The 13,937-nt window shown below is 43.9% G+C and carries 8 protein-coding genes; 4 read left to right on the top strand and 4 right to left on the bottom strand.

Annotated features, from left to right (window positions below):
* The first annotated feature begins 212 nt into the window (after nucleotides 1–212).
* Nucleotides 213–986, top strand: coding sequence for a hypothetical protein (locus QTN47_RS25875; protein ID WP_369332356.1), 774 nt, complete (start codon nucleotides 213–215; stop codon nucleotides 984–986).
* A 2,367-nt stretch (nucleotides 987–3,353) separates the two neighbouring features.
* Nucleotides 3,354–3,584, top strand: coding sequence for a hypothetical protein (locus QTN47_RS25870; RefSeq protein ID WP_369332355.1), 231 nt, complete (start codon nucleotides 3,354–3,356; stop codon nucleotides 3,582–3,584).
* Between the two features lie 130 nt (nucleotides 3,585–3,714).
* Here the strand turns inward: QTN47_RS25870 and QTN47_RS25865 are convergent, their stop codons facing one another.
* From QTN47_RS25865 to QTN47_RS25850, 4 genes are all read right to left on the bottom strand, one after another.
* Nucleotides 3,715–5,871: an FN3 associated domain-containing protein gene (locus tag QTN47_RS25865; protein ID WP_369332354.1), complete on the bottom strand. Its 2,157-nt coding sequence runs from the start codon at nucleotides 5,869–5,871 to the stop codon at nucleotides 3,715–3,717.
* A 277-nt stretch (nucleotides 5,872–6,148) separates the two neighbouring features.
* A complete protein-coding gene (locus QTN47_RS25860; RefSeq protein WP_369332353.1) occupies nucleotides 6,149–7,603 on the bottom strand; it encodes a DUF1501 domain-containing protein in 1,455 nt (484 codons plus the stop codon).
* A gap of 339 nt (nucleotides 7,604–7,942) precedes the next feature.
* Nucleotides 7,943–10,267 (bottom strand): PSD1 and planctomycete cytochrome C domain-containing protein, encoded by a 2,325-nt coding sequence (locus tag QTN47_RS25855; RefSeq protein ID WP_369332352.1) that lies wholly within the window; start codon nucleotides 10,265–10,267, stop codon nucleotides 7,943–7,945.
* Between the two features lie 290 nt (nucleotides 10,268–10,557).
* Nucleotides 10,558–11,454 carry an AraC family transcriptional regulator gene (locus QTN47_RS25850; protein ID WP_369332351.1) on the bottom strand — a complete coding sequence of 299 codons (897 nt, stop codon included), beginning with the start codon at nucleotides 11,452–11,454 and terminating at the stop codon, nucleotides 10,558–10,560.
* A 447-nt stretch (nucleotides 11,455–11,901) separates the two neighbouring features.
* On the opposite strand from QTN47_RS25850, the gene QTN47_RS25845 reads away from it, so the two are divergent.
* On the top strand, nucleotides 11,902–12,333 hold the full coding sequence (locus QTN47_RS25845) for a transposase (protein WP_369332350.1): 432 nt from the start codon (nucleotides 11,902–11,904) through the stop codon (nucleotides 12,331–12,333).
* 362 nt (nucleotides 12,334–12,695) lie between these two features.
* Nucleotides 12,696–13,418 (top strand): hypothetical protein, encoded by a 723-nt coding sequence (locus QTN47_RS25840; protein ID WP_369332349.1) that lies wholly within the window; start codon nucleotides 12,696–12,698, stop codon nucleotides 13,416–13,418.
* Nucleotides 13,419–13,937 lie beyond the last annotated feature (519 nt).

The raw sequence follows: 13,937 nt of genomic DNA, 5'->3' as shown, positions 1-13,937 counted from the left end.
TTTTTTCCATTCTACAAACAGGATACTCCCCTGGAGCAATACAGGCACAGTGTCCTTAATTAAATGGCATTAAGCTGAATTTACTTGTCATAATTGAGCACTGAATTCAATAGTCGCATGATAGCTTCAATCGCCAGGCTGATTGTCGTGTAAGGAAGAAGCGGAGCTAATGATAAGTTTATATATCTTCGTTTAATACCATCATGATTCATATGAAAATAGCTGCAATATTACTGGCCTTATCCTTTGCTATCACGGCCCGTTCGCAAAATACCATCAATAGTTACAGGTACGTATTGGTACCTCAAAAATTTGATTTTTTGAGATCAGATGATCAGTATGGAGTGAACACCTACACTAAATTATTGCTCCAGGGAGTAGGATTTAATGCTTTCCTGACCAATGAGGTGTTGCCACCGGAAGTTGCCGCCAATAAATGCAATGCACTAAAAGCAGAAATCGTTGAGAAGAAGAAGTTTTTAACTACCGTTTTAACGCTGCTGTTGAAAGATTGTCAGGGCAATGTTATCTTTAAAAGTGGCGAAGGAAAAAGTTCAGCAAAAGAATGGGCGGTTGCGTACTCAGAGGCATTACAAAATGCATTTGCCTCACTGAAAGCAGCACAGTATAAATACGATAGCACTAAGGCCATTCAGCCTATGGAAACAGCTGCAAGCGCTGTGCCTCCTGCAAGTGTAGCGGCTACAGCGAGCCCAGTGCCTTCTGCAGGTGTAGTTGCCGGCACCGCGGCTGTGACCGTTGAAAGTAATAATGTCTTATATGCGCAACTTAGCCCCAACGGCTACCAACTGGTAGACACCACCCCTAAAAAAGTAATGACATTGCTAAAAACCTCACAGCAGGATATTTTTATTGCTGATGATGGCGTGTTGAAAGGTATTGTGTTCCGGAAAAACAACGAATGGTTCTTCGAATACTACAAAAACGATAAACTGGAATCCCTAAAACTAAATATCAAGTTTTAATCATCAACCCGGAATTTCTATGATTTTCTGGACAGCTATAGGCATGAATAAGTGCTGCTTAAATTTACTACACTATGAAACCTGATCGTCATGTCGACTGAGGTAATTTGATTAACCACAATCAAAAAGGTAATGACAGTATACCTGGCGTCAATAGCCCGTAGGGCTTATAGCTCAATAGAAAAGCAAATAATTTATGCTCCTCTTGTCCGTAGGACATTAACCCTTTCATAGATTAAAGCCCTAACGGGCTATGAGGTCCTCGATTCGATCATTTCTATTAAGCTTAATTCCCTACGGGAAAGACTGTTACTGTTATAAAATCTGTCATTGGCATTGAGGAATTTGGTTTGCCACAATCAAAAATAGAATGACAGTACTCTTGCACAATTACGCCGATCGCCGTTGTTGGTATGCAGCAATGCAAATGAGCGTTGCATACCAACAACATAATTATCAACTCGAACTTTTTATGATTTTCGGATAGCCTCACATGTCATTGGTGCCCTTACTCACCTGCCCACGCTGCACACCAACGACAGTCACTGAAATATCAAACGCTCATAAAATATCATCATCAGGTCTATATTCGGGAGACCTCTCCTGCCGTCGAGGTGACGATGCGGTTGCAGGCTTGCTGATTATTATATACTTGTTATCGGTGCTGTTGTGATTATTTTTTCTGATAAGCCAGGATTGTCATATCCACTATAGAATTTGATTTGCCACAATCAAAAAGAGATGACAGTTCATCTTTCGTTAATAGTCCGTAGGACTTTAAGCTCAATAGACACTGAAACATACAAGTGCTGCCTTGTCCATAGGACATTAACCCCTTTTATTTAATTATCGGCTTCGCCGTTGTTGGTATGCAGCAATGCAAATGAGCGTTGCGTACCAACAACATAATTATCGACTCGAACTTTCTAAGATTTTTGGATAACCTCACTTGTTGTTGGTGCCCTTACTCACCAGCCCGCGCTACACACCAACAACGGCGGTCATGCTTTTGTGCGAGAGGCAGTTACATGTTACCAGCTATAGTAAACATCTCAAGCCTGGATTGATGCACCTTCGGGATGATCGCCGTTGTTGGTATGCAGCAATGCCAATGAGCGTTGCGTACCAACAACATAATTATCAACTCGAACTTTCTATGATTTTCGGATAGCCTCACATGTCATTGATTCCCTTACTCACCTGCCCACGCTGCACACCAACGACGGTCACTGAAATATCAAACGCTCATAAAATATCATCACCAGGTCTATATTCGGGAGACCTCTCCTGCCGTCGAGGTGACGATGCGGTTGCAGGCTTGCTGATTATTATAAACTTGTTATCGGTGCTGTTGTGATTATTTTTTCTGATAAGCCAGGATCGTCATATCGACTATAGAATTTGATTTGCCACAATCAAAAAGAGATGACAGTTCATCTTTCGTTAATAGTCCGTAGGACTTTAAGCTCAATAGACACTGAAACATACAAGTGCGGCCTTGTCCATAGGACATTAACCCCTTTTATTTAATTATCGGCTTAAGTGCGTAGTTGCACTTTAAATATCAACTCGAACTTTTTATGATTTTCGGATAGCCTCACATGTCATTGGTGCCCTTACTCACCTGCCCATGCTGCGCACCAACGACAGTCACTGAAATATCAAACGCTCATAAAATATCATCATCAGGTCTATATTCGGGAGACCTCTCCTGCCGTCGAGGTGACGATGCGGTTGCAGGCTTGCTGGTTATTATATACTTGTTATCGGTGCTGTTGTGATTATTTTTTCTGATAAGCCAGGATTGTCATATCGACTATAGAATTTGATTTGCCACAATCAAAAAGAGATGACAGTTCATCTTTCGTTAATAGTCCGTAGGACTTTAAGCTCAATAGACACTGAAACATACAAGTGCGGCCTTGTCCATAGGACATTAACCCCTTTTATTTAATTATCGGCTTAAGTGCGTAGTTGCACTTTAAATATCAACTCGAACTTTTTATGATTTTCGGATAGCCTCACATGTCATTGATGCCCTTACTCACCTGCCCACGCTGCGCACCAACGACAGTCACTGAAATATCAAACGCTCATAAAATATCATCATCAGGTCTATATTCGGGAGACCTCTCCTGCCGTCGAGGTGACGATGCGGTTGCAGGCTTGCTGATTATTATATACTTGTTATCGGTGCTGTTGTGATTATCTTTTCCTCATATCGACTATAGAATTTGGTTTGCCACAATCAAAAATAGAATGACAGTAATCTTGCACAATCACGCCGATCGCCGTTGTTGGTATGCGGCTTAGCAGAGTGCCAGGCGTACCAACAACACAAGTGCGTAGTCGCAATTTCTCTTCTAGATGGCAAACTGTGTTGTTGGTGTGCCATACACATTTCCGCCCTACACACGCAACAACGGCGATCAGCGTAAAGTGCAAGAGAAAAACGGCAATAGTAATGCCCGCCGTTGTTGGTATGCAGCAATGCCAATGAGCGTTGCGTATCAACAACATAATCATCAACCCGGAATTTCTATGATTTTCGGATGGCATCACTTGAATTCATTGCCGTCTGCTTCAGCTGACGGATAAGTGGTTGAGCTTTAAATTGGGCTTTAGCCCTAAAAATAGAAACAGCGGATTGTGTGGCTAAAGCCATATCAATGAGCTTCATTTTCCGTCAGCTGAAGCAGACGGCAATGATACGATTGCCTAAAGCTCCTTAATTCAGCATCATTTCATCAACAAGTAATAACTTCTTGTCTTTTTCATGTGGGGTGGCAATTATTTTAAGACAGGAAACTGTAACGGGTTTCCAACTGCTTTGCATGATCCTGATGGTTGGTTTTTCTTTCTTCGCAGGCAGGGGTGCTTTATTAAAAGTGGTAAGGAGTTTTAAGTGTTGTTCATCTGCACCGCCCCATACCTGTACGGTTCCCGGAGGAAGGATGCCTGTTTCTTCTTCCACCATATAATGAAGGCCAAGTGAGCTGACAGTTACGGGTTTGTTAAATAGGGCAACAAGTCCCATATCTGAATGCTTGACGCCTGCCCAATTGTTGGCCCATGCGGGATTATTGGCGCCGATCACACCCAGCCTTGTATCAAAAAATGTGTTTGCGCCTTCAGCCTGGTGTACACTGTTTAGTTTATATAGTAACCGCAAACTATCCGGCTTGATGGTACTTTTCAAAAAAGAAAAATTCACCACATCACTTGCAAACCACCCGGTTTTATAAGCTTTTGCCTTCACCACCGTATTTTCTTTCACCGTAACCGCGCTACTGAATACAGGAGATTTGATGTTGTCAGGTTCCGTGCCATCCAGCGTATATCGTATTTCTACGCCTTTTACCGGGTGACTTAGCAATACGGGTGACGATTGTGCGAAAACCATTGATGCATTTTCAACATGCGGCGGATTGAGTTTTAGCTTATCGCTGCCATCATCTACAAAGCCTTCTATAAACTGAATATGTTTGTTAGCTGTTTGCAGTTGCTTTATTTCTGCCCCGGACAACGGCGTGTTCCATACCGCTATCGTCTTAAGATTTTTAAAACCAGGCAGTACAGCAATAAGATCCTTATAATTGATTTTTGTTCCCGAAACGGCAAGGGATTGCAAGTGCTGTAAAGGCAATAACTCTTTCAAACCGGTAGTGGTAATATCCGTAAAGTTCAGGTAAAGGTGCCGGAGGTTTTCAAACTGGCTGATACTTTTAAGGTCCGCGTCAGACACAGGAAGTTTATTAAGATCCAATGAAACAACCTGTTTTTTGATCCCATCAAGTTCCTGTAATTGTTTGACTGAATATACATCCCCATTGTAAAGATTTACAGCAAGCGCCGGTGATTCCTTTGCAAGCGGAAGTATGGTGCGATAATCTGTATTCAGCTTTGCGACAGCTTTTTCATCCGCTGCGTCAAAATCATACACTTCAGCAACGTTACCTGGCGGCTGTAATACAGTTGCAGCAACCATCCGCAGCGAATCGCGTTCGGGCAATTCAGCCACCTTCCCGGAGAAGTAAATTTTGTTGGATTGGATCCATCTGGTAAGGAGCATTGCTTCAATATCGGTAAGCTGTGGCCTGCCAGCCGGTGGCATGTGTTTTTTTTCGTTCTCCGGCAGATGAATGCGTTGCAGTAACAGGCTTAGTTCCGGTGCTTCATGATTGAACAATTTACCGGATTTTCCACCTTTCATGATGGATGCAGAATCGGTTAAGATCAACTCTCCTTTCAGTTTGTCAGGATTATGGCAGCCCGCACATTTCTTTACAAGTACCGGTTTAATTACATCATTAAAAACCACCGCCTGCTCAAATGGCACCTGTGGCTCCGGGTAATAAACTGCCAAAGGCTGGGAGATAAAATTATCACCATGTGTTATAGCTGCGCCGAAATGTCCGCTTACAACAATTACAAGTACCGTAACAACGGCCCCGGCTTTCGCAAATGCGGATCTGTACCAGCTGCTATTCCTGACGAAATAAATGATAGAGGCGATAAAAAATATTGCAACGCCTGTCCATTTATGCCATTGTAAAGTATCCCCTGCATAACCTTCTTCATGCGAAAGAATAAGCCCCATAAACACGGTGATACCAGCCAGTAATGTGCCTGACAACAGCAGGTAGTAAGTCAGCTTTTTATAAAAAGCATTGGAAGCAATATCTTTCCTGAAACGGAAGAACTCCAGCAGCATCGCCATGATTAAAATAACGATGGGAAAATGCAGCAACAGCGGATGCACACGCCCTATAGACTGAAGCCATGCAGGTATGTGAAGCTTGCCTTCAAACAACAATAAAAAAACAATAAAAATATCCAGTACAAGCAATAGCTGCGCGCCGAGAATGCTGAATCTTATCTTCATTAGAACAAGGACAGTTAAAGTTGAATTAAGGAAAGAACTTTTAATACAAGTACGAAGTACGATTTACGAAGCCCGCCCGTAGCGAACACCCGTTCGGACGGGTACTTAAATTTGAACAGAACTACTGTTTGAGTCTTACCAATTCAACGACATTGAATCGTTATGTTTTGTATCTGGTATCTTGTCAACTGTAAATTGTAGTAAGTTAGTTTCAAAAACAAGCAACATCACTGCATTAAAGCGTTTTGAATTTTTACTTTTTACTTTTGACTTAACACTATGTAATGATATCCCTGATCACTTTACCCGAAACATCTGTAAGGCGGTACCTGCGGCCCAGGTGTTTGAATATGAGCTTCTCATGATCAAGTCCCATCTGGTTTAAGATCGTCGCCTGGAAATCGTGTACATGAACAGGATCTTTGACGATATTATATCCAAACTCATCTGTTTCACCATACACAATACCGGGCTTAATTCCGCCACCGGCCATCCAGATAGTAAAGCATCTTGGGTGATGATCCCTCCCATAATTATCTTTCGTAAGCTTGCCCTGCGTATAACTCGTGCGGCCAAATTCGCCTCCCCATATCACCAGTGTTTCATCCAGCAGACCACGCTGTTTTAGATCCATTACCAGCGCTGCTGATGCCTGGTCCACATCCTTTGCCTGTTTGGCTATTTCATAAGGCAGGTTACCATGTTGGTCCCAGCCCTGGTGGTATAGCTGCACAAAGCGAACGCCATTCTCAGATAATTTTCTTGCAAGCAGGCAATTGGCCGCAAACGTGCCGGGGACAAGACAATCAGGACCATACATCTTTACGATATGATCTGGTTCTTTGGATAGATCCATTACCTGTGGCACGGCCGTCTGCATCCGGTAGGCCATTTCATATTGCCTGATCTTTGCGTGAATTTCCGGGTCGCCCATTTCTTTGTAGGAAATTTCATTCAGCTCAGAAAGATTGTCAAGCATTTCACGGCGTGCCTTCCTGTCCATACCAGCGGGGTCACGCAGGTAAAGTACCGGGTCCTCCCCTTTGCTGAACTGAACGCCCTGGTGTATAGAATCAAGAAACCCATTGGACCATAATTTTGAATAAACACCTTGTCCATTGCCAATGCCCCTGGAAAGCAATACGGTGAAGTTGGGCAGATTTTTATTTTCATTGCCAAGGCCGTAGCTCAGCCATGAGCCCATGCTTGGCCTGTTGCCCTGCTGCGATCCGGTTTGTATAAAAGTAAGTGCAGGGTCATGGTTAATGGCCTCCGTATGCATTGATCTGACGATACATATATCGTCCACCACTTTTGCAGTATAAGGCATCAGGTCACTGATCCAGGCACGCGAGTTACCGTATTGTTTAAAATCAACGAAAGAGCCTACCAGCGGCAGGGACGATTGCCCCGAAGTCATACCGGTAAGCCGCTGTGTACCGCGAACAGAAGAAGGAATCTCCGTGCCGGTCATTTCCCTCAGCTTTGGTTTATAGTCAAACAGTTCCTGTTGTGCAGGCGCGCCATTCTGGAAAAGATAAATGATCCGCTTAGCCTTCGGAGCAAAATGAGGAAGGCCGGCTTTTATGGCTTCTTCATCTGCACCGCCGCTGCTAAAGAGTTCGGGCATTAACAGGGAACCCAATGCCATGCTTCCTATGCCGAGACTCATAGCAGAAAGGAAACGGCGTCGATTCCAGGTAAAGCCGTGTTCTAAAATTTCATTATCCATATCAACAAGTTTTTTGTTAAGCTATCAGCTATCAGCGATAAGGTGTCAGGTTTCAGGTTTCAGGAACGCCACTATCCATTTGCCATCACATAATCAAAGTTTTTGTTTTATTAACCTTTAGCACCAAAACTCATCAGACATCAGCGATCAGACATCAGCGATCAGGTATCAGGTTTCAGGGAAGCCTCTACCCATTTGCCATCACATAATCAAAGTTTTTGTTTTATTAACCTTTAGCACCAAAACACATCAGACATCAGACATCAGCGATCAGGTTTCAGTTTTTGTTTTATTGAGCTTTAACACCAAAACACATCAGACATCAGCGATCAGCTATCCTTAGGATTTCATGATTGTTTCTTCCAGATTGTATATCGTGGAAATTGTACGCATCATAGATGCCAGTGCTTTTTTGTCTACATCTCCCGCGATCGGATATTCTCCTTCAGCCAACATTTTATTTGCAGTAGCCGCATCTATTGAATGCAATTGTTTGTCATAATACCTGCTTAAGATCTCCAGCTCTTTTTCCTTTGGCTTTCTACAGACAATAAGCCTGAATGCTTTCGTGATCTTGCTTTTTGTGTCTGATTTTTCTTCGAGTAATCTTTGCGCCAGCACGCGCGAAGCCTCAAGCACAGCCGGATCGTTCATCATAACCAATGCCTGAAGCGGTGTGTTGGTTTTTAATCGGCGCACTTCACAGATATCCCTGCTGCTTGCATCGAAGATGACCATTGTTGGCGGCGGTACCGTACGTTTAAAGAGCGTGTACATACCTCTGCGATAAAGTTTAGCGCCGTGGTCCTGTACATACATAGACAACAATCCCCGGCCAGAGGTAGCGCCTTCCCATAAACCAGCGGGCTGGTATGGTTTTACACTTGGGCCGCCAATCATGGGGTTGAGCAGGCCGCTGCTTGCCAGCACCATGTCCCTGATCACCTCCGCCTCTACATGATAGCGCGAGCTCCTTGCCAGCAAAACATTTTCAGGGTCTGCAGCAAGCTTTTGCGGAGATACAACGGCCGATTGTCGATAGGTTGCCGAGGTTACCATTTGTTTCACCAGCCGTTTAATATCCCAGTTATGCTCCATGAAGTCCACCGCCAGCCAGTCAAGCAATGCCGGGTTCGATGGCAATTCCCCTTGCATACCAAAATCGCCGGAAGTTTTTACGATGCCTCTTCCAAAAAATTCCTGCCACAAAAGATTTACATATACTCTTGATGTAAGCGGGTTGTTTTTATCAAACAACCATTCAGCCAGGCCTAACCTGTTTTGAGGATAGCTGCTGTTAAAGGGAAGGATTGATGACGGTGTGCCTACCTGCACTTCATCACCAGGTGCATCATATGCACCACGGTGAAGAATATGTGTTTTGCGAAGGGTATCCTGGTCGCCCATTACAGAAACAATCAGTCTGTCAGTATCCTGCTTGTTGATAAAAGTGAGCGTTTTCCTCACGTCCTCATTGCTGATCTCAAGCATGGGTTTCTTCGCGTAGGTCTCGGGCCCGCCAATAACAGACTCAATGCCGACTTCTTTAATATTGTTGAAGAAAGCGGACATCTGGTAGTAATCTTTTTGAGAAAAGGGATCGTACTTATGATCGTGGCAGCGCGCACATTCCAACGTTACCCCCAGCAATCCTTTTCCCAAAAGGTCGGTCCGGTCCATAACATACATTGTTCTGTATTCTTCCGGAATTACGCCACCCTCCTCTGTTATTTTATGGTTGCGGTTGAAGCCGGTTGCCAGCAGTTGTTCTTTTGTAGCATCAGGCAGCAGATCGCCCGCCAGTTGCCATGTAACGAAATCATTGTAATGCATGTTTTCGTTAAACGCATGTATCACCCAATCGCGCCATGGCCACTGTGTGCGGTAACCGTCATCCTGGTAGCCGTGCGAATCCGCATAACGTGCAAGATCAAGCCAGTGTATGGACATTTTTTCTCCGTATGCCGGGCTTTGAAGCAGTTGATCAACCATTTTATCATAAGCACCCGCACTACTGTCAGCGAGAAAATCATCCATCATCTTAAGCGTTGGAGGAAGACCTGTAATGTCAAAACAGATCCGTTTCAATAAACGTTCTTTATCCGCTTCGTCATTCGGCTTCAGCCCCTTTTGTTCCTGTTTCTGCAGTACAAAATAATCGATCTCATTTTTGGGCCAGTTCTTCATCTCCACTTTAGGCAGTGGAGCTTTTTTAGGAGGAACAAATGCCCAGTGTTTTTCGTACTTCGCTCCCTGCTTTATCCATTTTTCAATCAGGCCTATTTCACGAGGCGTTAATTTCAAATTAGACGATGGCGGTGGCATCAGTTCTGCAGTATCTGTAGAAGTTATACGCAGATAAGCTTCTGAAAGCTGCGGCATGCCGGCCACCAGTGCGTGAGCGCCGGGGTGTTCCTTTAATGCCGCGAATGCGCTTTTCGCATCATCCATTCTTAGCCCTGCCTGTCGCTTGTTGGCATCGGGACCATGACAGGCCAGGCACTTATCTGAAAGTATCGGGCGTATATCGAAATTATAACTTACAACGTCGGGAAGTTTATTCTCTGATCCGGAAGAACCTGTTTCATTTTTACAGCCAACAGGAGCAACTGCTACAATGACAGCAATGCATAGCAGGCAAATAACTTGTGTGCGAATCTTCATATGGCCAGTAAGGCTTTGGTTATTTTGATCAAACGACGAATTTCTGACTTATGTGCAGCCACCTGAAATCTTTTGCAATCGTTAGTACCTGTGCAGGATATTAGTCATCTTCCTACCGGGGTAAATTTTCATGGCAGCATACGCTGCTAAAGTTAGCAGTATAAAAAACAAACAAGCTGAACAAAATGAGATATATTTTACACTTTTTGATATTTTTTACGGGTAACAGTACGCTCGCATTTGACGGACATCGACGCTCTTACAATTAACAGGATAAACGCACAACGAGGTCATTTGCCTGTTTTCATCCGCTGCCGGAATTCGCCCGGTGACAATCCGGTCCTGGATTTAAAAAACTGGACAAAATAACTCAAAGAATCAAAGTTCAGGTAGGACGCAATTTCATTGATTGTCATAGCTGTTCCTGATAACAGTTCTTTTGATTTTTGAAACTTGATTTCAAGTTGGTATTGTCTTGGTGAAAATCCCGTATACTGCTTAAACACTTTTCTGAAGGAAGAATAACCAAGATTCAGGGTTTGGGCTATTGATTCCGGAGTAACATCAACGTCGGTTGATTCACGCATGATCAGCTTTGCCTGGTTAATTTTTGAAATGACTTCACTATCCCTGAACGAATTGTTTTTTTCCGAATAAAATACCAATCCTAACAACATGCTGATAATTCCGGCAAGCACCTGCTGATGAGCTGTTTTTTGGTAAGCAGCGACTTCAATTCCCTGGTTAAATAAGGCTACCATTTGTTCATTAAAGCCAACATCATATACCGGTTTTTTCTGCGAAAAGAAAAGAGGATTGTCTAACTGCTTCATATAACTGCCAGTGAAGCCCAACCAGTATTCGTTCCAGCCCATTTCCTTTGCGGGTCTGTAAGTATGCCATTGCCCCGGAAAAAGAAACAGGACGTTGCCCGCTGAAATTTTTGTTGCGCTGCTTTTTTCTAATTCAAACCATCCCTCTCCTTTTGTAATGTAAAGGAGGATATACTCTTGTAATACACGGCCGGAATCCGGGCTGAATGAATAAGCAGGAGGATGTCCCCTGGGGGGATATTCCATATTTGGAAGTATATGCTGGCATCCAATCGTTGTGGCATACAGCCCCCAATTTTCATCGGTTTCATTTGCCACCAGGTAATTGGCTGTTTGATGGTGTTGTTTTTTCATACGTGCGCAACAGTTAACAAGTTAATCAATTTATCAGCATACTATTTACCCGGGTCCGCATCGGGGAAATTGATATTCAATTGTTCAATTTATCAACATTTTGATTGTTAGGTGCAATACCCAACATGTTTTACTGACTATGGAGAAGTACTTTTCTGGCGCGAGTGTTCCGGAGGATCACTCGTGTCTACCAGTTTCAAGCCGATTGTATCGGCGGACGGTTAAAACTATTGATAATAAGTTTTATCTCTTACAGTCTGGATATTTCTCGTAGCGAAGTCAAATGCAATGTATCTATTCCGCTTTTTCTGGCGCGAGTGTTCCGGAGGATCACTCGTGTCTACGAATTTCCAGCCGATTGCATCGGCGTTTTTAACAATACATCACATATCACTTATTCAAAAACAAAAAAGCCATACTTTAACGCGAAACACAACCCCAAACCCTATGTCTTCAAAATTTAAAGTAGGCGAAGATGCTATTCCGCATTTTGTGACATTTACCGTCGTCGGATGGATCGATATATTCACCAGGGAATGCTACAAGCAAATTATCATTGATAGCTTAAAATACTGCCAACAAAATAGAGGACTGATTTTACAGGCCTGGGTAATTATGACAAACCATGTCCACTTAATTATGAGCAGCAATACCACCAGGATCGAATATTTGGTCCGTGATATTAAAAAGTTTAGCAGCAAACAAATTATCAAAGCCATTGAAAACAATCCTGAAGAAAGCCGAAAGGAATGGATGTTGAATTTATTTGGTTATGCGGGTAAAGGTAATAGTCATAATAAAGACTTTCAATTTTGGAGACATGACTATCATCCGATAGAACTAAACACAAGTGAAAAATTTTCGCAAAGACTAAATTAGCTGCACAACAATCCGGTAAGATCGGGTTTAGTTTGGGAGCCGTGGAACTATAAATATAGTAGCGCGACAGATTATTGCACTAATGGCCGTGGGTTGTTGAAAATTGACGGTCAATCGTATTAAGACGCCGATGCAATCGGCTGGAAATTAGTAGACACGAGTGACCGTGCGGAACACTCGCACCAGAAAGGGTTCAGAAGGCTTGCTCTGACGTCTGCATTAGCCTGACCATCATCTAGAAAATCGCCATGACACTCTAGCACATATTGATATAATGCTTTTTAATCATTGCTATCTTACATAAATGGTTCTAAATTTGGCACAATGCCGATATTGGCAGTAAGAGAGTACGGCTGTTGCCTATGATCGAGCATCCCAACGACGCCGCAAGCTCCTCTCCGATAAGCCGTTTCTTCCGGGAGCGCAGCAACGCCTTAGCGACAGTCATTGTCGTCTCGCTCATCATTTCTTTATCGCAAGGAGCTATTTCATATTCCGTCCTGCTCGGAGCCCTGCGAGACCGCTTCAATATTAGCGACCGGCTGCTCGCCAGCCTGCAGTGGCTAGTTCGCGGAGGCCTTCTGATCCTGGCGGGAGTACTTTGGATGTTGAAGCGAAAACGTGTCCTGTTCCGCGTCATCATCATCGCCAACGTATTCTTCACGGCTATCCTGCTCAGCGACGTCGCCTTTCTTCTTTCGCTCCTGAGCGGGTCGACTTCGCGCGCCGCTGCGACGCTACTTGTTGATGTTGCGATGGTCGCAACGTCGAACATCCTGATCTTCTCGATCTGGTACTGGATCATTGACCCACCAGGAGTGATCGAAGGCGAGGAGGCGCATGAACCCTGGGCATTCCTCTTTCCGCAGCGAAGCACCCTCCTGCCACACTACGAATCGTGGAAGCCCCATTACATGGACTATCTTTTCATTGCCTTCATGACCAGTTTTGCGTTCAGCCCGACGGATACTTTACCGCTGACGCGAACTGCAAAGATGCTGATGATGGTTCAGTCTGCCATTTCAGTCGTCACGCTGACCGGAATCGCAGGTGCTGCGATAAATATCCTGGCCGGGCATAACTGACCAACAGTCGCGATGAAACAAAACATGCATTCAACCGGAGATCCTCGGGCACGACGCTCAAAGAATATGTTAGGCGCAAAGGCGCAAAGAAGCACAAAGGGATTGAACCACGGAGCCACTCACGGCACGAAGAAACATGAAGGTTTGGCAGCCCTGGGCAGTATGAAATAACGGAAATGTTGAGTAACGCAATTCCGTGTAGCTACATAGCGGATCAGGTGTACAAGTGAGTGACACAACAGCGGATGCCATAAAAAACAAAAGCCGGCAACAAAAAATACACTAACGTGTTTGTAATTTTTATTTTCCAACAGGCCATTAGTTACCGGGCGAGTGTGCAAGTCCTGCTTTGGAAAAGGGTATTATCTTCTTTTTTCTGGCGCGAGTGTTCCGGAGAATCACTCGTGTCTACCAGTTTCAAGCCGATTGTATCGGCGGATGGTTAAAACTATTGATAATAAGTTTTATCTCTTACAGTCCGGATATTTCTCGTCCCCTATTCAAATCTTACGCAATTTA

It is taken from the genome of Danxiaibacter flavus (assembly GCF_041060425.1).
GTDB classification, from domain to species: domain Bacteria; phylum Bacteroidota; class Bacteroidia; order Chitinophagales; family Chitinophagaceae; genus Danxiaibacter; species Danxiaibacter flavus.
Note: the sequence above shows the minus strand (reverse complement) of the source record. Positions and strands in the feature narration are given on the sequence as shown.